Raw genomic sequence first — 25259 nt, 5'->3', positions numbered from 1 at the left:
GAATGGAAAACTGAAGAATACGATATCCAAGGACTTACATCTACATATTTATCACTCAGGTTTACAACTTTTTGAATCAAAAATATAGATGTTAAAAATGTAACAGTAACTGAATTTGAGCATTAAAAACTTTCAAAAATTGAAATTGTATTGTAAAGTAATGATTTTACAAATAGAAGCAGTTTTATATAATTAAAGACAAGTAAAGAGAATTTAAATGATCCACAATAGAACGAGTAAAAATCAACAATCGTGTGGATTATTCTGATAATGTTTCAACTTAAAGGTTATATAGCCATCATATAGCTATGACGTTTCACATTTTTAAGATTCAAATTATATTTGTAATTAACATTGTTAGGAGGTATTTAATTTTGGAGAAAGTGTTAGCATTGTTTAGTGATGCCCTCCTACTTGCTGCTCCAATTTATGAAGAAAACAAGCAGTTATGGGCCAAATGGAATAAATATTATAAAGAAGTACAAGAGAATCATGATAAATTAGTAACATCAGCTAATATGTCCCCTTCCTTTTCGACACTTGTTTCTTGGTTAGGTCAGAAACAAGAGCAAGGAATATCGTTGTTAAACATTTATGCCAATCTGAATAAATATAAAGTTGAGATTCAAAATGTACTAGATAAGATCATTGAACAAGAATTCGGAGAAAAAGTTGAAGCAGTTGAACCAACTCAAATTTCAATTTTTGAAGATAGTCAGGTAACAGAACATATAGAAGATATATCGGATGATTACTATCCTGTAACCAATGACGCAATGTACTATCAATTACGTGATGGAATAGCAAAAAATCATTTTGAGGAAGATGAAGCAGTAGCAAAACCGGTACTGCCATTAGAAACAAAAAATTCAAGCGGAGTTGCACAACTATCATCACATAAGGATGAGGATTTGAGATTAGTGAATACAAACGAAGCAGAAAGATGGTCTATATTGGTTGATGGAGTAATTAGTAATATGGATGATCTTACAGCAGACTGTTTGGATACCATTACAATACAATGGTTAAATCAAGCTAAATCTCCAGATGAATTCATAGATTTTAGCTATGAAAATGTGTTGGAATTATGTAATATGCCAAAAGCATCAGCAAACGGTGTAGAGTATTATCGTGCAGAAGATAAGATAAAAGTAGCGCAACGTATTGCAGCGTTAGCGAGCATCTTTATTTATTTGAATGATGATAATGAAGTTGTAGTATTGAACGATCAAGCTGAAACAGGGGAAAAATTTGAAGTAAAACGTGAAGTAATCAAAAGGCTATTCGTACTGGACTCTGTAGTGTTATGGAGAGATAAGAATACTAATGAATATATGGGGATAGAATCCTGTAAGATTAAACCAGGTAGTTTTTTATCGGGCTATTTGTATGGATCTAATAGCACAACTGCTTTATTATCGAAAAAAGCATTAGAGTATAATAGCTATAGACACAAGTTTCATAAACGTTTAATACGTTATTTATCCTGGCAGTGGCGAATCCGTCAACAATACAGTACTTTAAAAAGACCATACTCCATTGGTGGAGAAAAAGGTTTACTGTCTGTAATGGGTATTACAACTACAAAGGGGCGCCCAACTCGAATTCGTGAACAACTAGAAAATGTTTTAAATGATTTAGAAAAAGAAAATGTCATTTCACATTGGGCATATGCAGAAGAATTGGATGAAACAAAGATAGGAGAACGCAATTGGTTTAAGAATTACTTTGAAAAGTTGGGAATCATTATTTTACCTCCAAAAGAATTGATGAATAATATAGATAGCATGGTGAAGAAAAAATCAATAGATACGCAAGAGAAGCAAGAGGAGCGTTATATTGTAGATACAGTAAAACAACCTACTGTAGGATCAGAGGATATGGTTCGAGAGAAAATTATGCATCAGCATATGCATCAAAATAAAACAATGCGTGAGATAGCAGATGAAATAGGTCTATCCCCTGCTACACTCTCAAGATTTTGTAATAAAAAAATGAAGCGTATTTCAAAAAGTGTTAATGAAAAACTAAACAAGTGGTATGAAAGACAAATAATTATAGAATCTATGTAAAAAGAAGCAGATACCTTTAAATTTATTATCAATACCTAAAACACAAAAAGTCATAAAAAATAAAGGGTGATACATATTAGTCATGTGTAATATGTATCACCCTTGTAATTTTTGTTCAACAATCGCGCCCGATTGTTGAAGATGCTTATTGAAGAAAAGCGCCCGTTTGTTTAAGTGTAATTGTTCACAAAGCATTAAAGGAATGCTTTGTCCGTTGTTGAAGAAAGAAAACACCTCAGTCATTTTTCTTCAGGGTAATAGCCATATGTATTCTTCCGTTCATCATGACGGGTAATTGAGAATCCATTGATAGTCTAAAAAGTTTCTAGCAGTAATAAAGTCCCCTTCTAAAAGACTATGTAGCAATAGACTATTCATATATCCAGATTCAAACACGTAGTACATTTATGCGTTTCTATACTTTACAGGCGAAATGCAAGTCAAGCGGATCGGAAATGAATTGAGCCTTGGTTTATTTTTGCTAAAATTTTTAATTGATATGCGGCTTCCAATGTTTTATGCTAATTATGCTCTTTATTGCAAATATTTCACATAAAAGGACGGGTCAACTTGAGAAAATCGACAAAGCTAATCATTGCCGGAGTTGTAGCAGCAGTACTATTGCCCTTGGTTTATCTTCAATTAGAGACAGGAGCTGTAACAAAGAAAGCAAGCAATGTCATCTATGACAGCAAATATGGTAAGTGCGGGTTTCTTGACAAGGAATGGGACCAGTTGGAAGAAGCTGGGATCACAAACGCCAGCATAGATGAAATGGTTGCAAATGCTTCGAGTCCTGGGGTTGTGTGTGACGACCTGGAAGACATGCTGTATAACATTCAAAATCCAGAGTTAACAGAAGAAGAGGAAGCCGCTAAAGAAAAAAAATCTGCTAAGTTGGAGGAGGCAGCAAACCAGGCGATTGAGAAAGACAATAGGAGAATCGAAAAAGCAAGAACCTTCATAGATACTGACCTTAAAGCCATGATTGACCCCGTGTTGGTCGATGATTTCAATATGGAGTATAGGGTTGAGGCGGATGAACATTATGCAGGGAATATTAATGTGTTTGTAGATGCCGAGCAAGAAAGCAAGCAGGGAAAAAAATTGCGAAAAGCCTTTATTCAGAAATTTGGTGACGGAGATGTGGATGCCAATTATCAAATTTTGATTTTAACTGAAGACGAAAGTGTTATTGCAAGGGTTTCATTACCTGAATTATAAAAGGAAGGGGCAGTCTGTTGCCCTTCCTTTTTGTTATTGTCTTTTTAATTGAATTTAAACTAACCTGCCCCGTTTGTTTAAGTGAAAATCATCACAATTTTGATTTTACATTTTAACAAAATATCTCCCATAGTATTGAACACGTTCCTCCAGTAAGTATCTCAATTAAAGATAATCTATTTCTCGTCTGACTTTTCCAAAAGAAAGTTTAAATTGCCATGATATAAACAATTCCAAAAGTGTCTATTGTAGTTATCATCATTAATTAATATGTTATTATCAAGCTCGACTAATTTGTTCTTCAAATCATGAAAAGTCTTTATTAGATCACAATCTTTGTAGTGCTCCTGCTCTGCTAGCTGAACCCAATACTTTTTAAAGCAATTGAAGCAGGAATACATTTTCTCTATAGAAGAATTAACAAAATATCTTTCTACTCTTTCCGTAATCTCATGTTCTAGCTCATATATTTCTCCTGTGGGCTGGTAGATAGCAATTAGATTACCTGAATCCATATTACTCCCAATAACAAGGTATGGTTTAAACTTCTCTAAACTCGCTAAAAACGCTTCTGTATAATCTTTATCCAATATCGATAGAGAAAAATCATTTTGTTTTGTCCATTCCACTATATCTAAAAGAAAACCATTTGAATAGGTGTAAAATTCTACATTGAGACATTCAAATTCATTTCCTTTAATTTGATGCTTAAGTAAAAAGTGCATACTATCAATGGGCAAATTTAATTTGGCTATTTCCAATGTCATTCCTCCAACCCTTAATAATTAATCCATTTTCTGCTTCTAAACAAACTCAATTAAATTTTAGCATAAAGAAATGGTCTTCTTGCGGAAAGTGGAATATGAAATAATAAAAAGGTATGAGTATACAACCCACACCTTTTTACCGTTATAAATATTCGTTATATGCTTAGTGCATCAATCATGGTCAATGTCACCTTCGATATATTGACTGAGTTTATCCTTAATTGCCGCACTTTCTGGGGTTACTTCTGCTACTTTACGATTGTGAAGACGAGAGCCGCCTTGCATTTCATCTATAGGTAATGTGTTTTTATCATCTTGAGAAACAGTAGCAGCCATTTGTTGCTGTAACCATTGCATTGTTAAGTTAGATGTTGTATTTTTACCATTGATTTCTGCAGTTCGTTGAATTTCCTGTTCTTGCTGATTATGAGTTACAGTCGATGTGTAAGCAGGCTCTCTATATTGTGGTGTATGCTTCGCCCTTGGCACTTCTATTGGGGTTTCAGTAATAACTGATGCTTTTTTGTTAATTTCAATAGGTTCTCTATGTATACTTGTGTCTGGTACATTTTCTTTTTGAACATTGATTACTTCATTAATTTTTGCGGGTTCTGTTGAAGTAGAAGTAGCAATTGATGCTGTAGCGTCATCCTTTTCTAGCTTAGGAGCAGAATTTCTTGAGTAATCTTGCACAGACTGATTATTTGTTAAATCACCTTCATTGTCAGTATCATCTTCATTATTATAAAAATCGTAAGTATCAGGATTTAACGTTTGTAACCAACCATCTATTGCAGTAGGCACTGTTTTAGGTGTACTCAATTCCTCAATTACAGTTTCTTCACTATCAACATCTGTATCTGTAACATAATCATCATATTTAATTTCCGTATTCAATGACTCTTCACGTACTTTTAGCCAATAAGCAGCTGCTTCTGCATCAACTTGAATCTTAGCTGTTTTAAACTCAGTGGCAGGAACAAAGTTTGCATTTACTTGTATTCCTCCTTGAGGAGCATTATCTTTTACAATTTTAGCAGCACACTGGAATGCTTTTTGAATCAATATATCATTTTCAGAAAGAATGGGTACCTCTGTTTTCGAATAAGAGTAGGATGTTCTACGTGTACTTTGAGTTTTCGTTTCAGCTGTTACCATATCAATTTCTTGATCGCCTTCACGTGCTTCATAAATTGTTTTCGTACCCATAAGCTTACTAAACAATTTAGCATCTTCATTAGTAACATCACCATAAACAAGTTTATTACGAAATGTACCTAACAGGATATCCATGAATCTTGGGCCATGTTCAATTGCTAATTGACTAATGGTTTGTGCAATAACAATTAAAGGAGCTTTATATTTACGTGATTGAGCAGGAAAACTTTTAAATGCTTTATAAATGTAATCAGCAAACTCATCAACTAAAACGGGATGGTATGGAGATACGTTAGGTTTACGACGGAAAACAGCATTTTGCACTGCATATAAACATAATTTACCGAATACATCAGATAGGTCAGAAAGTTCCCCTTTCGCTGTATTGATTAAAAGGATACCTCCAAATTCCAAATGCTTTTCAAAGTCAAAATCTGATGGACCACATAATACACGACGGAGCAGAGGTTGAGCTGAAATATCATTTAATGTGTTTCGTAAACCACGAACGAAGGTTTCTTGTTTATCAATAATCTTTGGCTGCCCATAGTATTTCCCTTCAGTATGATAAACAACTTCCCCTCCCCCACGACCGCCAGAAATTTCAGGTACATAATTTAAATCAAACCATTCATCAACTTGCTTCATTATGCGCCAATGATTTCGTTCATCTCTATCAGGTATAGATTCAATATCATTAGGAAGTCGCTCTTTTAACTTGAGATGCATCTCAAAAACGAGATTAGCATCATTATACAAATCAATTAAATGTTCAAATCTAGCTTCAAATTTTGAATCATGGAGTTTTAACAAGTAAATATGTTGTTTAAGATGCGAACGCTCAGATTGAACAAAGAAAGGATTTCCCGCGCCATTATCAGAGAGCCCCGTTAATACTGAACATAACATCTCAGCAACCTTATCGACTGGACCACGTACAAAATTTATTGAAGGGGTATCAGGATTTGTTGGGTCTAAATAGAAAATAACACTTTCGGGAATTTTGTGTGCTAATACCAATTTATATACTTTTTCGCAGAAGTCATTTGATGGCTCGATAACAGTAAGACCATTAACCTGCGTTCCTTTTACATCCTCTGAATGATAATCTTTTCTTGCATATAAAGTTTTAAAGTTATTAATCATGGAAGCCATATAGTCAAGAATTTGATTGGCAATTGGCAAACCTAGGGCAGCGGATTTCCCTGTACCAATGTTACCGATGATCATTATATTAAGCGTTAGAGACTTGCCCTGTATAACTGCCATTTCCCGTGTAGCACTGTTAGGACCAAGAAAGATATCAGGTTCTGGCAATTTTGATGGATTTTTCTCAGTGAAAAATTTGTGTAATGAAGTAGCAAGTTTTCGTTGTCGATCATCATTCAAAAAGGAAAGCATCCAACCAGGTATTTTAAATACGTATTCCCATTTTCCGAATTCATCTAAAAGCTCTTTTTTATGTTCAAAAAAAATCTTAAAGAGCCATAAGAGTACGAGAATAATAATAATTACAGGTATAGCAAATACAAGGTGCATGATATTACTGAAATTTGAAAGGATAGTATCTTCTAATCCTTTGTCATTTAGTGAAACCTCTCCAGCTTTCGAGTTTAAGAATGGAATAAATATCTTAGCTAATGGAACACTAAACGCCCATAAGTACTGGGCAACTATACCAATTAACATCATCGAGAATATAAACCATCTACGCTTTATCTCCTGGTAGGTCTTAACCTTGGTTGATAGTTGCCAAGTATAAATTAAAATCCAAAAGCTAAAAAAGGTTTCAATGTAATAATTAGTTTCAAATGGATTACCGAAGATACTTAAAGTAGGTAATGAAGCCCCCATTTGTATCGACCAGAAAGAAGCGTATTTATAAATTCCTCTAAAAGCAAAATACCAAGCTAGCAGAAGTAGTAATGTCACAACATAGTAAGATGAGCGGGCTGCTAAACGACATTTCCAGCTTTTCGAAATATCGATTGTAACTGTATAGGAATTTTTTTTGCTCTTTCCGGCTTTTGGGTCCTCCCCATTACCTGGTGCATTATTGAGTTCAGTATTCTTTTGAACTGCATTCTCCAAATTCTTGTTTCACCCTCTCTTTTAACGAATAAAAAGCAGCGGTGAAATTAAGCAATTCAGCAGAAGTAGCCAATAATATATTCTCTGGTGCTATGGAATTGTGAAACAAATCAGTAAAAATGGCTTGCTGCCCACGCTCTAATTCATCCGCTTCATATATCCCCAAGATCTTAATTGGGTTTAGTGTTCGGTGTTGATTTTGCATGGCCAACAATCCTGATAATTGTTGTAATTTAAAGTGTGCGTTAACCTCCCCTACCTTAAGTATTGTTGATATACATAATATTTCTAAGTAATCTAAAGAATTTTTTTCTTCATCAGATGATTTTTTTCGTAATACCAAAATGTCATCTGTTAGCTCAAGTAGTTTAGAATGCTGCATTCCTTTCGTTTGCATTTCATTTTTATTAGATATCCACTCTACCGAATAAGGGAAAGAAGAATTTATGTTTAAACGTTCAGTGATTTTTTTGAGTAGGTGATTTTTACTTACACTATTAGTTTTGCGAATTTCTTGAAGAATATTATTTACTACAAGTGCCGCCCCACCCATATTGCATACGTAAACATTGAGGTTATCCACTACACATAAACGTGGTATATTGCTAAAGGCTTTTTTTAAATTTGTTACACGTGTTGTCCGTTTTTTGTAAGTAGAAATGGTATGGTAGGAGTCATCGATAACAGAAAATAACACGTAATACTGCTTAGATGGGCTAGCGGCAGCGATATCGAGATATTTTTTTAACTTATTTTCTAAAAACGGAATGTTTTCCGATCCTGTATCAACTTCAATGTTGATAATAGAATTGTTACAAGTAATAACCCAATCAGGAATGATTAATGGGTTTCCCTTTGAGTCAGGATAAAATTCTTTAGATGGACGAAAAGAATATACAAGTTGAGGTAAATCTGGTAGGAAAGAAACGGGTTGAAGTTCTGGTTGAAACATTTCGCGATACTCTTCATCTTCGTATAAAAAGTAAGCATCATTTGAATTGGAGTACATTAGGTTTGGTAAATGTAAGTTTTGCTTCACAATCGAGTTTAGCGGAAAAAGATAATCTCCCTTACCACCTACAATAGCACCAGTATGTTCATTTTGGGATTCTGCTTCAAGTAAATTTAATACAAATTGTGTAATAGCTATATTGTGTTCATACTGCCTTTTGGTAACAAATGAGGTACTACAATCAGAAATTAATTTCAATCGGTATAATATTTCAACCCCTTTTGAAGAGATAGAAACAAAATCCAATGTAAATCCGCGCTTTTTTCTCACACTTATGTTTTCTTTTTTTATTAATTTCATTTTAGCCCACTTGGTTAGCTTTGATGAAAATGTAGTTCGACTTATAGGTTCCCCACTTATCAATTCATAAAATTTGCGTAATTGAATTTGAGATACTGTTCGTTGTTCATATAAAAATAAAACTGTAAAAATGTCAGAACGATTAAAATAAACTCCACGATCATTTTCCCCGACGATATATTTAACGGTATAATCAAATGATTTTTTCAATTTTAAACACTCCCTTGATATGAAAATAATATACGGAAACTTGCATAAAATTGAGTGCAATTGTCAACAAATGAAAGTAATTAATATTGGATAAATTCAGCAGTTCAGTACATAAAAATGATTAAAGTATATTTTAACTGAAATTTACAAAAAAGTAACCCATTATCCCCTAGGAACTCTCGGTTTAAAAACATATATCATTTCGTCAGGTGTGGGTAATTAAATCTAATGATATCAAGTAGAAAATTTCTATTAGAGTTGGTCATATGTACTTCGACATAGATAAGAGAACATATGACGAACTCTAATGATAAAAAAAGGATTCGTCATATGTACTTCGTCATGTAGGTGTAGAGTATCAAAAATAGTTAAAATGTACAGTGAATATACTTTTGCATGGATAAAATTAAGTATTAAACAGAATTGTATTTAATTCTGTAGAGGTATCCGTTTGTCAGAAGGAAAAATTACATCATAAAAGAAATAAGTAAATAAACATAATAAAGTAAATGAAAATTGTGTATATTTCATATTTTGCATGTTACAATCTGATTTAAGGGGTGAAAAAATGCGGAATTGGAACACAGAATATGGGTTAATAACAAGGATAATACAAAGTGAATTTGAAACAGACTTTCTTTATACTAAAGTAATCAACACATTAAATAATGAGTATGAGATAATTCCATTACAGTTTGCAGCACTAGATCCTTATAAAACGTATAATACCTCACAGGTTAGTAGAATTTTGAGAATAAAATCAAATCAGTTAAGATATTTAATTAACAAATACGGTGAATACATCCAATTAATAAAAAAAAGAGCTAAATATGTTATTTCATTTAAAGCTTTATACAGGATTTATTTAGTAAACCTATGTCTAACAAAGAAATTATTTAATTTAGCTGAGTTTAACAGCATTATGACTTCACATGTTAGTTATAGAGATTATATTGATATGAAATTGACAAGTTATACTGACAAGTTTGTAGAACTTAACTATAAAACTAGCCAATTGAATGAAAATGAATCACAATTTTATGTATTATTCCTGCAAATCTCTGAAATTACTACAGAATTAATAAAAGAAATAACTAAATATAATATGACATTAACATCCCCTTTCCTTTCTGTTGACAACAAAGGGAGAAATGAGTTGGTAAATAAGAAGCAAGATCATGAAGTTCTTTTCAATAAACTAAGTGTTTTATATAAAACTATATAGTTAAAAGAGTAATACTTAAAAAGTATTACTCTTTTTTTATAGGGTTATATACAAATTTTATTTATAAGTCTTTCATATAAGACCTTTAAATGAGTCGTGTAATAATCCGTGGTAATATTCTATTGATATGGAATTAATATAAAATCATATAAAACCTTTAATAATAAGTGTTTATATATACGTCTTATATGTAGTTCGTATATATAAGGTGTATAAATCAAATGACCATGATAATAGTACGTTATTTTAGGAGTATTATATATTGGAATTATAATTCTAGATTAAAATATACATAAATACTGCACTCATATTTATTATTTAATGGTTATTGTTAGTTATATGAAACCTGATATTAACATGTTTTATTTACTGCTTATATGAACGACTTTCATATACGTCTTATATATTTGACGTTGATATATAGGACATTGTTTCAATTTTACATTTTGTAAATATTATATAAGTCTTATATATAACAACTTAATATAAGTCTTATATATAATGACTTGATATACGTCTTACAATGATGTAATATATTTTTAGGAATAATTAACCAACGTTTTAAGGGGGGGACAACTTGAACGAGGTATTAAGTGAAAAATATAAACAAAACAAATTCACTGAAGAAGTTGTGGAAATGTTTGCAGACATTATTGAAGGAGACGAAATACTCTACAATGTATTTCATTACATAGGATCTCAAGTAAACAAACAATACCAAGAGACAAAGTATATGAGAGGAATCTCAATAAATGAAATAGTAGAAAGTGTTGTTATTGATAGGAGAGTAAAGAAACCTAAGGGTAAATCCTATTCATTAGAACTTGAAAGAACTAACATTTCAAGAAGATCGGCAGAAGGTAGTGTTGCTACTTTAGCTTCAATGTCATTAATAACAGAAAAAATTATGCATCCGTATAAGTTTTTAATTTCAACTATTAGGGGACAACAAGTATTAGTTGAATTAGGGAAACGTAAAAAAAGTAATGAGAATAAGGGAGAGATAAAATAATGGCAAAAAACTTTCTGAAAAACGAAGTAGCTGTGAAAATGACTATGGTTGGTTTTGGTCAAGCTGGAACTAGAATGGTAGATAAGTTTGCTGAGTATAAGCATACAGACGGTACAGCAGTTTATAATTGCCTAGCATTGAATAGTAATGATGGAGATTTAGCTGAACTGAAAAATGTGCCGAAAAGTAACCAAGTTTCACTAAAATTAGGTGGTTTGGGTAAGAATCCTGAGCGTGCTGTAAAGGTTTTAGAATCTAATGAAGAAGCTAAAGATAAATTAAAAGAATTCATAACGGAACGTGTTAGACCAACTGATGAATTAGTACTATTTTTTGCAGGTTTAGGCGGTGGTACAGGTACATCTACAATTATTCAAGCAATTGAAGAATTCTCCGCTTTTCATAATAAACCTGTAATTGCTGAAGAACTTAAAAGTATGGCAATGAAAATTCCTAGAGAAGAATTAATAAAAAATCAACAAAAGTATGCAAGAATTGCTTTCAATAATGCTATTGAGCGTAAAGATTTCATTAAAATGGGTATTGTAGTTACACTTCCAGTTAGGGCGGATGGGCCTGATGTACTAAGACAGGTGAATAAATTTTCACAAGAAATTTGGAAGTTAGCTAATGATCCAGCGAAAGGCGTTGCATTTGTTGTATTTGCAGATAACCAACACTTCTATGATGAGTTTAAGGGATTAAACGAAAATGAGAAAAAAGGCATTGGAAACTCACGCGACTATGCAAATCAACGCATTGGAGATATTATTCATGAGTTAAATACAGCTGCAAATGGTTCAGGAACATCAGTAATTCTAGATTCTCAGGACTTTAAACGAATTTTACTAGAAAGAACAGGCTGTTTAGTAATTAATAAGATTTCACGTAATATGAATCAAATTGAAAACAGTGAAGAAATTGTAGATATGTTCTCAGAATCATTGAAAGGAAGCTCATTCCATCACCCTATTGACCTGATGAAGACAAATGAAAATGGAGATTTAGAGGCATCGAAGGTACATCATTTTGGTATGTTAGCAATTTTAGATGAACAGAAGAACATTGATGACTCATTTATGGATGATGCAAAAGTAGAAGTGACAAATAAACTACCAATCAATGGAACTGTTTTTAATGGTTATTTAGTGAGTAAAAATGACTTTATGGGCAGCGTGTATACTTTCTATAAGACAGATGCACTACCATCACGTTTATCTAAAGGATTAGTTGAAGAATATAACGAATTTAAGGAAAAACAGAGTCAAATTCAATATACAAAGTCACAAATTAATACTATTGAAGCGCAGGACTCGGACGATGACTTCAATATTAACTTTGGTGATTACTTTGAATTAGAACCAGTTAAAGATGAAGAACCACAAACGCAAAATGATGAAGAATTAGCTGCATTTATGGATCCCGATAAGATGTTCGGAACAAAATAAAAAATAAGCCTGGAGTTTTCCAGGCTTATTTTTCTGTTTTCATTACATTTTTCATGTATTCAATCATGTTCTCATCAATATAGTTTTCTATGAAAAGTTGTTTTCTCGCAAGATCTTCCTCTTTTTTAAACCAACCAACTTTTTTAATACGAGTTTCTTCTGGTTGTGAACTCCACTCTCTTTCAGCTTGTTTTCTTAATTCTGTACGCGCTCTATGTTGAATTATCATATTATCTAGTCTTTCTTGTCTTTGGCGCTCTTTTAACATTTCAGGGTCTTCTGGTTCAGGGAGCACTGCACGTATAGCATCTTCAAACTTACCTTGATACTCTAATTCAATGTTTTGTAAATGCATTTGAATCTTTTGCTCTACTATTTTTTCAATAGTCGCTGCAGCTTCCTGCATGTTTAATTGGGTTGAGACTTCACTGGTTTGATTTTCTGGAGAAACTGGTCTTAGTTCAAATTGATGTGGTAAAAGCTCAATAATTGCATCTAGCGACCACTTTTCATCCCTTTTTAGCTTGATAAATAAAGCTATGTCTAAATCCAGTGTGTTATATAGCTTTTCATTTGTATTATTGGTTCTTAATGTTCCGTGTAACCCCTTTTCCTCTAGGATATTGAACCAATTGTATACAGTGTTATGATGTCGGCCTACTAGTTTTGAAAACTCTGTTATTCGCCAAGCTTTTTCAAAAGCATCTTCATGACTAGAGTTTGTATTATTTGACTCCATATGTTCAGTTGTATTTTTGTTATCTTGTTCAATCATCGTTGTACCTCCTTGAAATATAATGGCCATAGCAAAATGGAATTAACATATAAAGTGAGATTGACATGTTAAGTGTCTTTCGACGATATAAACCTCAATACCTTTATCGATTGACATTCACATGAAATGTGTCATTGATATATAAAGTACCACTTGTTAACATAAAGTTGATAATTAAGGGTTTGGGATTAACTATTGCTAATGTCCAGTTAATAATCCGTTAGTTATTAGTGATTATTGTTGCTATGAAATTAACAAATTAGTCTACAATATATTAATGATAAGAAAATATTAGTGATTTGTAAATAAATTATAAGGATATAGCATTAAACTTAAAGACTTAAAAACTAAAAAGTATGTATAAATCTAAAGCGAAAAGCCCATACTAATAGTAAATAAAGGCCTATATTTATTGTAATTTATGATACTCGATATTAGAAAACCATGAACGGTATAGTTAATTGGTTTCAGTAGGTCTTTAGAATGCACGTGAAGGCTATTATAGGTTGTTGAAGTACTTTTATGCAGTTTAATATAAACTCACTTTTTCTAGGGGGTATCACCCCTTACAAGTGATCTCTATATAATCAAAATTGATTCATACAATTGCCACTTTTAAATCGGAATTAATAAAAAGTGATTTATTGTTTTTGGTTACTATCAAAATACTTTCGAGAATGATATCTTCTCCGATTTATCCAGTGAATTTTGCTATAGAAAAAAGCCTTTTAATAGATGTAGAATCTAAAACTCTATTTGTATGTATATTTTCAACTTTAGAATCAATGATTGTTAATGTCATGTCAATACGTATGAGTGATAGTTGATATGACACTACCATTAATAGATAACTAGCTCTATTAACATGTTAATCTCAGGTTACATATCAATTACAAATGATTTCTTCTTTTAGGATGTTTTCTTTTTTAATTTTTCAATAGAAACCTGTTGTGGTAGATAAATTTTTAACTAATGCAAATTTCGAAAATCCAAGATCTGCATCTATGCGTATTACAACTACATAATTGTTAATGTTATATCAATGTTTAACGAAAATTGTTGATATAACATTAACAATATAGACAGTATTTCTCACTACGTATCGCCTTTAGACCATATATCAATGATAAACAAAGGCTGAAAAGCATTGAATTACCGTCGTCATTTGTTATTGTAATTAAATTTTAACTATTTTTTGATAGTGTGAAAACAACTTCTAGGATAGATCATCACTAGATTCGCTTCGAGCAAACCGCCACAGAAGAAAAAAATCACCAATATAGTTTTTGAAATCTTGAAAGTTATAAACACTTCTCCTTTTTGACACCTTATTGTTAATGTTATATCAATATCAATCAGAATAATATCGATAACAAAAGAAAACAATCGCTTAACATGTTAATTTCAGGTTATATGTCAATGATAGACAAAGGAAAAACTGTTAATTTTTCGGTGTCACTAATAAGAAACTATCAATTGTATGGAGTTCTTGTTAGTTTCTATGTGCAATTATAGTTCTATTAGAGTATTTTTGATTTTTCATTAGAAAACTGTTGTAGTAAATAAATTTATAATTAATACAGATCGCCAAGACCCAAGATCTGTATTAATGCGTATTTGAACTACTTAATTGTTAATGTCATATTAATGTTAAATGAAAATTATTGATATGACATTAACAATATAGATAGCATTCCTTTCTATGTGTTGTTTTTAGACTATATGTTAATGATAAATAAAGGGTAAAATGCTGTCATTATTTATTATCCCGATTAAATTTTTAACTATGTTTTGATGGTGTCGAGTCATTTTCTAGGATAGATCGTCACTAGATTCACTTCGAGAAAACTGCCGCAGCAGAAAAATTTCAACCGATATAGATTTTGAAATCTTGAAAGCTATAAATGATTCTTCTTTTTTGACACCTTATTGTTAATGTTATGTCAATCTTATTCGAAACGATATCGATAACAAAAGAAAACAGTCAGTTAACATGTTAATTTCAGTTGATATGTTAATAACAAACGAAAAGGTTAAAAACCAGTTATCTTTCCTTCGGTATTAACATGAGATTGATAGTTTCAGGGTGTTTCTTTTTTATGTCTTACTAGCATTGAAACATTTTTATAGGTAGTTTATTAATTAACTTATTTCCGCGCAATCTGTTGCAATGGACTAATGTTCAACTAATATAGATCTTGAAGTTTAGATAGGTGCAAACGTTTTTGATAAGTAATCGCTTGTTAATGTTATGTTGATGTTAACCGGTGAATACTAGTGATAAAGTTGGTGCGCTTCATTTGATATGTTAATCTTAGTTGATATATCAATGTCAAATATAGGTGAGATGTATTGATTTTCTGTTGGTATCAACATGAGATTGATAATTATATGACTGTTTTATAGCCCTTATTCTAAAGTGGTTTTGGGTAGAATTAATTAATTTCAAACAAAATATAATGTTATGATGATTATTTACAAGAAACTGATTATGGTTAACAAGATTGTGCTTAATAGCGCAATTAATTGGTTAGTAGAGATTATACTGTACCAAAAAAAGTATGCAGAAAACCATTAGTGAACGGTTAATAAGGAGGTCCCTTATAGTTTAGTAAATATAGATTGCTAAAATAGTATCTAATTCCGAAGAAGTTCTCGCTTCAAAAGGTCCAAAGGGGGTTAAGCAGTGAGATGCCTATGTATAATTATAGTGTGGAGTTTAATAATATTATAATTAACCTCTAGATTAAATAAAGAATTTTTAGTATATTCTTATTATAACTTGTTAATTTTTAAAATTTCTAGTGATTACATGAAGCCCTTCGGGTTACGGATTAAATTACACGTTTGTGTGGTATTTAACCTCCGTATTCCAAAGGGCTTTTTTATTTGCTCAAGGGGAAAGGAGATATGTGATGTCAATTGAAAAGTTAGCAGCAAGTAGAATATTAAGGCCAGTAAGAAGCATGAATAAGGGGAGTAATGAGAGATGGTTTGAATATTATAGAACAACGTGCCCTATATGTGGTAAGCAAGGATGGTGCATGGTTAATGATTCTGAAACTAAAATAATATGTGGACGAATTTCATCTGAAACAGTATTCGGGGAAGCAGGCTATTTACATATAATAGCTGAAGATCAAAAAAGGGGATATGACTTTTCTCAAAATCAGATGATTAAGGAACATAAGAAGAAAAATGATTACAACCTTGATATTATTTACACTTTATTCCTAGAATTTTTAGACGTGCGAGATGAACATATTAAAATGTTAATGGGATCAAAACGTAGGATTACAAGAGAAGTAATAAATGTTAGAAATTACAAAAGTTTTCCTATTAAACCTTGGGATACTACGAAAGAGCTAATAAAAAAAGTAGGGGGGAAAACAAGCTATATTGTTGGAATTCCAGGATTTTATGCAAAAGAAACAAAGGATGGAAGATATTTTACGTTTGCAGGAAGGAGAGATTCTTTATTAATACCGCAGAGAAATATATATAATCAGATATGCGGTTTTCAATGTAGAATTGATAATCCTGAATATATGACAGTTGTAAAAAATCATAAACCAAGCTTTAAGGCAGAAGTTATTGAGCAGCCCAATACTATAGAGGTGACCTATAAAATCAATGGGAAGATAGAGTCTATATTTAAAGGTAAAATCGATGTTACAGAATGGTATGAGATTAATTATGAAGGTGAAAAATTAGGTGAAGTACAATTAAAGTTAGAAAGTAAATATATTTGGATCAGCTCAGGTGGGAAATTCCATGGAACAGCAGCTGGGAACCCATTGCCAATACATGTAGCAGTACCTAGTCGAGAGTTGAAAAGTTTGGAACGTGGAGAACTAATAAAAAAGGATAATGTATGGATTTCAGAAGGGAGTCTAAAATCTGATATTTCTGCTGAAAACTTAGAGGAGCTTCTAACAAATGAGGAAAAAGTAATGTATGGTACCACAGTTGTATCAATACCAGGGGTTAAAGTATGGAGAATATTAATTGAACCATTAAAAAAAATGGGAGTTAAACAGGCGACGTTCGCTTTAGATATGGATATGATTACAAATTCAGATGTTCAACGGTCGTTATTAGAATGTGCGCAAGCGCTTTATCAAGAAGGGATAAGTATTAATTATGCAAGTTGGGATATTAATCTTGGAAAGGGGCTAGATGATTTACTGTTAAACGATTATATTCCAGCAATAGAGAAAGTGAGATAAACGCTATTTTAACGAATTTCCCGAAAGAATTCTCCTTCCTCAAGCGTGTGAAGGGCGTAGCCCAACGGTAGGTGGGAGATGAATTTCGGTTTGGCGTAGCCCAAAGGTTTTCCTTTTTATTTTGCCTCTGATATAAGCAGTCTTATAAATTATAAAGGCTGGTATATAAATGAAATTAGATAGTAATAACCATTCAGTATTCTTGTTGTATTATCACCTTGTGTTGGTCGTGAAATACAGAAGAAATGTGTTTGATGATGATATGTCAGACTATGCAAAAGATATGTTTGTTCGATTATCTGAAAACTATAACATCACATTAGTTGAATGGAATCATGATGTAGACCATGTTCATATTTTGTTCAAGGCACACCCTAATACAGAAATGACAAAATTCATCAATGCTTATAAAAGTGCAAGTTCTCGACTTATTAAAAGAGACTTTCCACAAGTGAAAAAGAAACTTTGGAAAGAGATGTTTTGGGCAAGAAGTTTTTGCTTGCTAACTACTGGTGGTTCGCCAATAGACGTAGTAAAAACATATATTGAAAGTCAAAGTGAAAAGTGAGGTGAAATGATATGACAAAGCAGAATAAAGCATATAAATTCCGTTTGTATCCAACAAAAGACCAAGCACATCTTATGCGTAAAACCTTCGGTTGTGTACGTTTCGTGTATAACAGAATGTTAGCTGAACGGAAAGAAGCGTATGAAAAACATAAAGATGATAAGGATCAACTAAAGAAACAAAAGCTTCCCACTCCTGCGAAATACAAAGCAGAATTTGAGTGGTTAAAAGAAGTGGATTCATTAGCTTTGGCAAATGCTCAACTAAACTTGCAAACTGCCTATAAAAATTTCTTTCGTGGTCTAAATGACTTCCCAACATTCAAAAGCAAAAAAGACAGAAAGTCTTATACAACGAATGTAGTGAACGGAAATATTATGTTGCTTAACGGTCATATCAAATTGCCAAAACTAAAAATGGTACGTATCAAACAGCATAGAGAAATACCACAAGGCCATATAATCAAGTCATGTACGATTTCTATGACACCTACTGGTAAATACTATGTGTCCATTTTGACTGAATACGAAAAAGAGATCGTACAAAAAGAAGTAGAAACAGTTGTTGGATTAGACTTTGCGATGGATCAATTATACGTCAGTTCTGAGGATGAGAGAGCCAATTATCCTAAGTTCTATCGTGAAATGTTAGACCGATTAGCAAATGCTCAACGAGTATTATCAAGAAGAACAAAAGATTCTATTCGTTGGAATAAACAACGTATCCGTGTAGCTAAATTACATGAAAAAGTAGCGAACCAACGTAAGAACTTCCTTCATCATAAGTCTAAAGAGTTAGCTACTCATTTTGATGTTGTAGCTATTGAAGGTCTAAATATGAAGGGAATATCGCAAGCACTTCATTTTGGAAAAAGCGTTGCTGATAATGCTTGGGGTATGTTCACTTCTTTCTTAGCTTATAAACTAAATGAACAAGGCAAACAGCTTGTGAAAATAGACAAATGGTTTCCTTCCACAAAAACATGTAGCAGTTGTGGAAATGTGAAAAGTATGTCATTGTCTGAGCGAGTCTACTCTTGTATATGCGGTGTAAATCTCGATAGAGATTATAACGCAGCTATCAATATCAAAAATGAAGCAATACGCCTATTAGCGTTAGCATAGATAGCAATAAAATAACCCTTGGAACAAGGGAGTTAGCTCGGCTGTCTTAGGACGAATTCGTTAGCTACCAAAAGTAACGACTAACCGAGAAGCTCCGACTTCAAACAGTCCGTTAGGACGTTAAGTGGCGGGTAGTTCACTTGAAATAAATTAAGAGATATATTAATAAGGGCTAGAAATGATTAAGTACTTTTCTATACCATAACTAGAATGAGTGGTTTTTATAAAATCGAAGGATGTATTGTATAGAAGAATACAATACATCCATTGTTTTATACGTGTTCTTGATAGTCATAAGGGTTTAAATTGTATATATAAACTTTGATGATTATGAAGATTTATATAAATATAATTAGTTTAATCATAAGGAAATGATGGGTATTTTAATATATCGGTAATTTTTTTAAATTTTTAGAATAATTTATTTTACATTTTGTTATAATCCTATATCATATACATACAGGAGAAATTTGGAAGAGTTTTGAAGGCGAAGTTTCGTATCTATGTAATACCGATAGTAGTTTTTAATTACTAAATAATACTATTCATGTATACGAGGTGAAACAAATGGGGAGACGAGTAAGCGAGAAGAAAACAAAAGAGCAGTTTTTATATGAGAGAAGAAGACAATTAGAAATAATGGAAGGTATTAGTAGCATCTGCAAAGGATGCGATATTTATATAGAATTGAGAAAAACGAAAGCACATAAAGAAGTTGCCAATACATGTGCAAGGAATTGTAAGTTGATTAGTAACGTACAAAAGGAGACAAAGATGTTTTTAGAAACAATTCGTTAAAAATGAGAAGGGAGGAATAAGTATGAATCATTCATATAGTAGCTTGAATCGCGATGAATCATTAGATAAAACTATAACACAAAGTTCTACTGCAAGAAGTATTAAGCCAATGGCAAATCTAGAAGAAAACACTTTTGAAATTAAGGAAATTGGGAATTATAAGGTACTATCAAAACAAGAAAGTTTAAAATTATTTCAGCGGTACAAACATGGTGAAAAGGATCTACGTGATTATTTGTTTCATGTGAATGTAGGACTAGTATTATCTATTGCAAGAAAGTACAAAAACAAGCACCCTGATATAGAGTTTGATGATCTGGTCCAAGAAGGTAATGAGGGAATGTTACGGGCAATGGAAGATTTTAATCCGGCATTAGGGTATTGCTTTTCCACGTACGCTTTTTGGTGGATACAAAAAAGTATGTTAGGAATTATATGTAAAAAAAAGTCCGGATCTTTTAAAATCCCTAATTATGTGAATCAATTTAATTTAAGATATGTCGAGTTAGAAGATAAATATCTACAAATGTACAACAGAACCCCTTCAGTGGAAGAAGTAGCAAAAGAGTTAAATGTAACTAGCGAAACAGTCATTAAGCACAACGTATATTATAAGCGAGCTACTACTATTACTTTGGATGTAGATACAATAAATGAAGATATAGGTATATTAAATCCATTCTATGATGATAGTTCAGCAATTCCGTCAACAAATGAGATGGTAATTGAAGACTTAAATTACGAGATATGGTTAATATTTGATGAAGTATTAAACCCAAAGCAAAAGATGGTACTAAATCTATGTTTTGGTCTTCTAGATGGTAAAGTATATTTGCATAAAGAAATTGCAAAAGCACTTATGATAACAACTGAAAGAGTGTCACAAATAAAGGATGAAGCAATTAAAAAATTGAAGAAATGTGACTATAAAGAAGAAATTTTTAATCTATTACATGAAAAGTTGAAAGTAATGGATGAACTTAATATGGTGTGAAAATATATTTTTGTATTCATCAGAATATACAGTATAACGAGCGTGTTGTATCCTTTTTCTGTCTGAAAATTTTAAAAAAGGGGTGTGTTAAGGGGATAACATGTACTAAAAACTCAATAGATGTAAAATAAAAAGAAGGATAAATGGGTGCTACCTGTTTATCCTTTTTTATTTATCATGCTTAAAAAAATAATATTATCTTTATTTTTCCTTAGTTTTTCTATAGAAATATCTCATGATTAATTATGAAGGATAAATAATTTAATTACTCTCATTTATGAGGTACCAATAGAAAGGAGGCCATTGTTGTTATATGCATAATAATAGAAAAAGAAACGTAATTAAAGAAAGGATTAGACAAGAAAAAGAACGACGTGAGCGATTACTAGCAGAGGAAGAAGAACAATATGAGGATGTCTATAAAGATACAATAAGTGAGCAAATACCACAAGAGCATTCAGAACAACCGCGGAACCAACGTGAAGAAAGTGTAAATGTAAATTCACCTAAAAATGAACCTTCAAATAGTAACCCAGCTCTTGATTGGATCACTACAATTCAAAAACAGGCAGGCACTTCTGAAAATGATTTAAAAATAGAAGAAGCAAGGGAACGTGAAGAAGTAGAAGCACGTAGAAAGGCAGAAGAAGAAGCAAGAAAACGAGCAGAAGCGGAAGCACGTAGAAAGGCAGAAGAAGAAGCAAGGAAACGTGAAGAAGCGGAAGCGCGTAGAAAAGCAGAGGAAGAAGCAAGGAAACGTGAAGAAGCGGAAGCGCGTAGAAAAGCAGAGAAAGAAGCGAGAAACCAGGAAGAAGCGGAAGCGCGTAGAAAAGCAGAGGAAGAAGCGAGAAACCAGGAAGAAGCGGAAGCGCGTAGAAAAGCAGAGGAAGAAGCAAGAAAACGAGCAGAAGCAGAAGCGCGTAGAAGAGCCGAAGAAGAAGCAAGAAACCAGGCAGAAGCGGAAGCGCGTAGAAAAGCAGAGGAAGAAGCAAGAAAACGAGCAGAAGCAGAAGCGCATAGAAGGGCCGAAGAAGAAGCAAGAAAAGAGGTAGAAGCTCGACGGAAGGAAGAAGAGAGAAAACTTGAAGAAGTAAGAAAAAGAAGATTAGAGGAAGAAAAGAAAATAAAAGAAGCACAACAGATACAAAAAATAGTAGTAGCTAAAAATGAACCAGAAAGTGATGAGATTAATTTAAATAAGGAAAGAGATCTACCAAATGAAACAAAATTTGAACAAGAAGAGAAAGTAGTAATCGATAAAAAAGGAATCTTAAATAATATGAAAAAATATAAGTACGCTATTATAGGAGTCGCATCGATTGTTTTATTAGTAGTAGCAGGTTTTGCCTTTAGTAATTTGAAGAATTCACAGGCTGCATCTGCAAATAATGTAAATAGTTTAGAAGTTAATGTGAATTTAATAAATGGATTAAGGTTATCTGCAGTTCAAAAATATCAAGATGCTGCCTTGGAATTTGATAAAGTTGATTATAAAAAATTAGGAAAAGAAGATAAAAAGGCAGTTTTATTTACTTATCTTTTAAGCGGTAAAGCACAAAAGGCTATTGACTTAGAGCAAGATTTTGCAGAATCAGTAGTTTCATATTATATAGCTGTTGATAACTTGAAAAAGGTAAAAGAACTTAAAACTAAAAATTCACTAATTAATTTTGAAATTGCTGCGTTAGATAACAAACATGAAGAAGTTATCAAGTTAAGAGATCAAGTGCCACTAGATGGTAGAAGAGAAGGAATGATTGTTAATAGTTATTTGAAATTAAATAAATCTGAGGAAGCTAAAAAGTTTGCTCAAAAGGTTGGAAATAAAGATTTACTTGAAAAAATTAATAATTCTGTACCCAATAGTTCTGCTACATCTGTTGCAACTATAAGTGCAGGTTAAGTAATGGGGAGGAATTGATTGTGCCTTTAGATTATTCAAAAATCTTCAAGAAAGTTTTACTTGCAACTACTGCTACTACCTTAAGTGTTGGGGTAGTTTCAGGCTGCTCGCTGTTTTCTTCGGAAAAAAAGAGCACCAAAACAGCATCAGTATCTAAAAAGAAAAAAGATACTGAAAAAGAAAAGAAGAAAGATGAGAAAAAAGATGAAAGTAAGAATGAAACGAATGAAAATTTAAATACTAACGATTTTGATGAAATCATTGATAATGCAAAACGTAGCTCTGATCAAAATTTAGCCGGAATCATTGAAAATAACAAAACTAAAAAGAAATTTGATGATTTAACTGATTCAATTGCTACCGCGGCTATAAATTCAGATAGAAATCTAGCATCAGTTATTGACGGTGATAAATCAAATAATCGTTTTTCAGATTTAAATACTTCAATAGCATCAGCAACAAACAATCCTTCTGTTTCGGATAATAAGGATAGTAAGAACTTTGTATTTGGTGGCGATTTAAATATCAATGATGGGGTTGCTATTGCAGATAACTCAATACCTCCAATTAATATTGATAAAAAACCACCAACTTCTGGTGATACAAGTGGCGGGGAAGTGAAACCGCCAACTGGTGGTGAAGGTAATAATGGAGGTAGCACAAAACCACCAACAGGCGGAGATGGTAACGATGGTGGAGGCGGTACAAAACCACCAACAGGCGGAGATGGTAATGATGGTGGAGGCGGTACAAAACCACCGACAGGCGGAGATGGTAACGATGGTGGAGGCGGTACAAAACCACCGACAGGCGGAGATGGTAACGATGGTGGAGGCGGTACAAAACCACCGACAGGCGGAGATGGTAATGATGGTGGTACAACAAAACCAGAAAAGGATACAGTGTCACCAGTAATTACAGCAAAGCAAGGTGTAACTGTACATGTAGGAGATAGTTTAAATGCAAGTGATTTAGTAGAAGTAAAAGATAATAAAGACCCAAACCCAGTAGTAACAGTAGGAGCGTACGATACAAGTAAGGCAGGGGAAATTCAAGTAACAGTAACGGCAACAGATGCATCAGGAAATAGCTCAAGTACAACAGTAACTGTCAACGTAGTCGAAAAAGAAGAAAGAGATACAGAAGCACCAGTAATTACAGCGAAGCAAGGTGTGACAGTGTATGTAGGAGATAGTTTAAATGTAGGAGACTTGGTAGAAGTAAGAGATAATAAAGATCCAAATCCAGTAGTATCGATGGGAGAGTACGATACAAGTAAAGCAGGAGAAATCCAAGTAACAGTAACGGCAACAGATGCATCAGGAAATAGCTCAAGTACAACAGTAACTGTCACCGTAGTCGAGAAAGAAGAGGAGAAAGATACAGAAGCACCGGTAATTACAGTAAAAGAAGGTGTAACTGTACATGTAGGAGATAGCTTAAATGCAGGTGATTTAGTAGAAGTAAAAGATAATAAAGATCCAAACCCAGTAGTAACAGTGGGAGCGTATGATACAAGTAAGCCGGGTATAATATCAGTTCAAGTAACAGCAACTGATAATGTGGGTAACAGCTCAATTGCAACGGTAACTGTCACCGTAGTCGAGAAAGAAGAGGAGAAAGATACAGAAGCGCCAGTAATTACAGTAAAACAAGGTGTAACCGTACATGTAGGGGATAAATTAAGTCCTGAAAGTTTAGTGAGTGTAAAAGATAATAAAGATTCAAATCCAGTAGTAACAGTGGGAGCGTATGATACAAGTAAGCCGGATACAATATCAGTTCAAGTAACAGCAACTGATAAGGCGGATAACAGCTCAACTGCAACGGTAACAGTAAAAGTAGTAGAAAAGGAAGAAGAGAAGGATACGGAAGCACCAGTAATAACACCAAAACAAGGTGTAACCGTACATGTAGGAGATAAATTGAGTCCAGGAAGTTTAGTGAGTGTAAAAGATAATAAAGATTCAAATCCAGTAGTAACAGTGGGAGCGTATGATACAAGTAAGCCAGGTACAATATCAGTTCAAGTAATGGCAACTGATAAGGCAGGAAACAGCTCAACTGAAACAGTTAATGTGGTAGTTCTTGAGAAAGAAAAGCCAGAGCAGAAACCAGAACAAAAGCCAAAACAGAAAAATGCAGGAACAACTTCTAAAGAGCAGGATAATGGATTACTTGCATCAAATTCTAATGATGTAGCTAAATAAGATTTTAGCGGAAATTTATAATAGCGAAGATTTTAGAAGGTTCATCTATAAGTTTTTTATCATTTTAGCCAAGAAGACTCCTTCTTCAAGGAACAAGAAGTGAGTAGGTGGGAGATGAATTGGCTTCGAACAAGGGATG

Annotated in this window: 16 protein-coding genes; 12 read left to right on the top strand and 4 right to left on the bottom strand. The window is 32.8% G+C overall.

The genetic code is table 11. The annotated features are described in order from the left end of the window. Positions 1-374: 374 nt before the first annotated feature. Positions 375-2072: a helix-turn-helix domain-containing protein gene (locus N2V79_RS27545; protein ID WP_340720405.1), complete on the top strand. Its 1698-nt coding sequence runs from the start codon at positions 375-377 to the stop codon at positions 2070-2072. Between the two features lie 570 nt (positions 2073-2642). After that, complete coding sequence (locus N2V79_RS27540; protein ID WP_046960426.1) at positions 2643-3296, top strand: hypothetical protein; 654 nt, start codon at positions 2643-2645, stop codon at positions 3294-3296. A gap of 176 nt (positions 3297-3472) precedes the next feature. Here N2V79_RS27540 and N2V79_RS27535 read toward each other — a convergent pair whose 3' ends face one another. The 3 genes from N2V79_RS27535 to N2V79_RS27525 all read right to left on the bottom strand — a co-directional run bounded on the left by N2V79_RS27535 (position 3473) and on the right by N2V79_RS27525 (position 8834). Further along, the gene (locus N2V79_RS27535) at positions 3473-4063 is read right to left on the bottom strand and encodes an SUKH-4 family immunity protein (protein ID WP_340720404.1); all 591 of its coding nucleotides are present in this window, start codon (positions 4061-4063) and stop codon (positions 3473-3475) included. A gap of 171 nt (positions 4064-4234) precedes the next feature. Continuing rightward, positions 4235-7312 (bottom strand): type IV secretory system conjugative DNA transfer family protein, encoded by a 3078-nt coding sequence (locus N2V79_RS27530; protein ID WP_340720403.1) that lies wholly within the window; start codon positions 7310-7312, stop codon positions 4235-4237. Beyond that, on the bottom strand, positions 7284-8834 hold the full coding sequence (locus N2V79_RS27525; protein ID WP_097946468.1) for a replication-relaxation family protein: 1551 nt from the start codon (positions 8832-8834) through the stop codon (positions 7284-7286). Before N2V79_RS27525 ends, N2V79_RS27530 begins: the two co-directional genes overlap by 29 nt. A gap of 538 nt (positions 8835-9372) precedes the next feature. On the opposite strand from N2V79_RS27525, the gene N2V79_RS27520 reads away from it, so the two are divergent. The 3 genes from N2V79_RS27520 to N2V79_RS27510 all read left to right on the top strand — a co-directional run bounded on the left by N2V79_RS27520 (position 9373) and on the right by N2V79_RS27510 (position 12519). Beyond that, the gene (locus tag N2V79_RS27520) at positions 9373-10059 is read left to right on the top strand and encodes a hypothetical protein (protein ID WP_002094243.1); all 687 of its coding nucleotides are present in this window, start codon (positions 9373-9375) and stop codon (positions 10057-10059) included. A 577-nt stretch (positions 10060-10636) separates the two neighbouring features. Continuing rightward, complete coding sequence (locus N2V79_RS27515; protein WP_001006721.1) at positions 10637-11071, top strand: hypothetical protein; 435 nt, start codon at positions 10637-10639, stop codon at positions 11069-11071. Further along, positions 11071-12519, top strand: a complete 1449-nt coding sequence (locus tag N2V79_RS27510) for a cell division protein FtsZ (protein ID WP_001097024.1) — start codon at positions 11071-11073, stop codon at positions 12517-12519. Before N2V79_RS27515 ends, N2V79_RS27510 begins: the two co-directional genes overlap by 1 nt. A gap of 25 nt (positions 12520-12544) precedes the next feature. Here the strand turns inward: N2V79_RS27510 and N2V79_RS27505 are convergent, their stop codons facing one another. Then, entirely contained in the window at positions 12545-13294 is a 750-nt protein-coding gene (locus N2V79_RS27505) for a MerR family transcriptional regulator (RefSeq protein ID WP_000572415.1), read from the bottom strand. 2915 nt (positions 13295-16209) lie between these two features. Between N2V79_RS27505 and N2V79_RS27500 the strand changes: the two genes are divergently transcribed. The 7 genes from N2V79_RS27500 (at position 16210) to N2V79_RS27470 (ending at position 25120) form a co-directional block, all read left to right on the top strand. Then, complete coding sequence (locus N2V79_RS27500; RefSeq protein ID WP_000021185.1) at positions 16210-17523, top strand: DUF3854 domain-containing protein; 1314 nt, start codon at positions 16210-16212, stop codon at positions 17521-17523. Positions 17524-17692: 169 nt separating this feature from the next. Further along, on the top strand, positions 17693-18091 hold the full coding sequence (tnpA, locus tag N2V79_RS27495) for an IS200/IS605 family transposase (protein WP_340720402.1): 399 nt from the start codon (positions 17693-17695) through the stop codon (positions 18089-18091). 11 nt (positions 18092-18102) lie between these two features. Next, on the top strand, positions 18103-19215 hold the full coding sequence (locus N2V79_RS27490; RefSeq protein WP_340720401.1) for an RNA-guided endonuclease TnpB family protein: 1113 nt from the start codon (positions 18103-18105) through the stop codon (positions 19213-19215). 567 nt (positions 19216-19782) lie between these two features. Then, positions 19783-20013: a hypothetical protein gene (locus N2V79_RS27485; RefSeq protein WP_000533697.1), complete on the top strand. Its 231-nt coding sequence runs from the start codon at positions 19783-19785 to the stop codon at positions 20011-20013. A 22-nt stretch (positions 20014-20035) separates the two neighbouring features. Then, on the top strand, positions 20036-21007 hold the full coding sequence (locus tag N2V79_RS27480) for a sigma-70 family RNA polymerase sigma factor (protein WP_001016824.1): 972 nt from the start codon (positions 20036-20038) through the stop codon (positions 21005-21007). Between the two features lie 313 nt (positions 21008-21320). Beyond that, entirely contained in the window at positions 21321-22910 is a 1590-nt protein-coding gene (locus N2V79_RS27475; RefSeq protein WP_340720400.1) for a hypothetical protein, read from the top strand. A gap of 20 nt (positions 22911-22930) precedes the next feature. Further along, positions 22931-25120 carry an adhesin gene (locus N2V79_RS27470; RefSeq protein ID WP_340720399.1) on the top strand — a complete coding sequence of 730 codons (2190 nt, stop codon included), beginning with the start codon at positions 22931-22933 and terminating at the stop codon, positions 25118-25120. Positions 25121-25259: the final 139 nt, after the last annotated feature.

The organism is Bacillus sp. CH_70, assembly GCF_038007045.1.
Taxonomy (GTDB): domain Bacteria; phylum Bacillota; class Bacilli; order Bacillales; family Bacillaceae_G; genus Bacillus_A; species Bacillus_A cereus.
The sequence above is the reverse complement of the archived record's forward strand: the minus strand, read 5'-3'. Positions and strand labels throughout refer to the sequence as shown.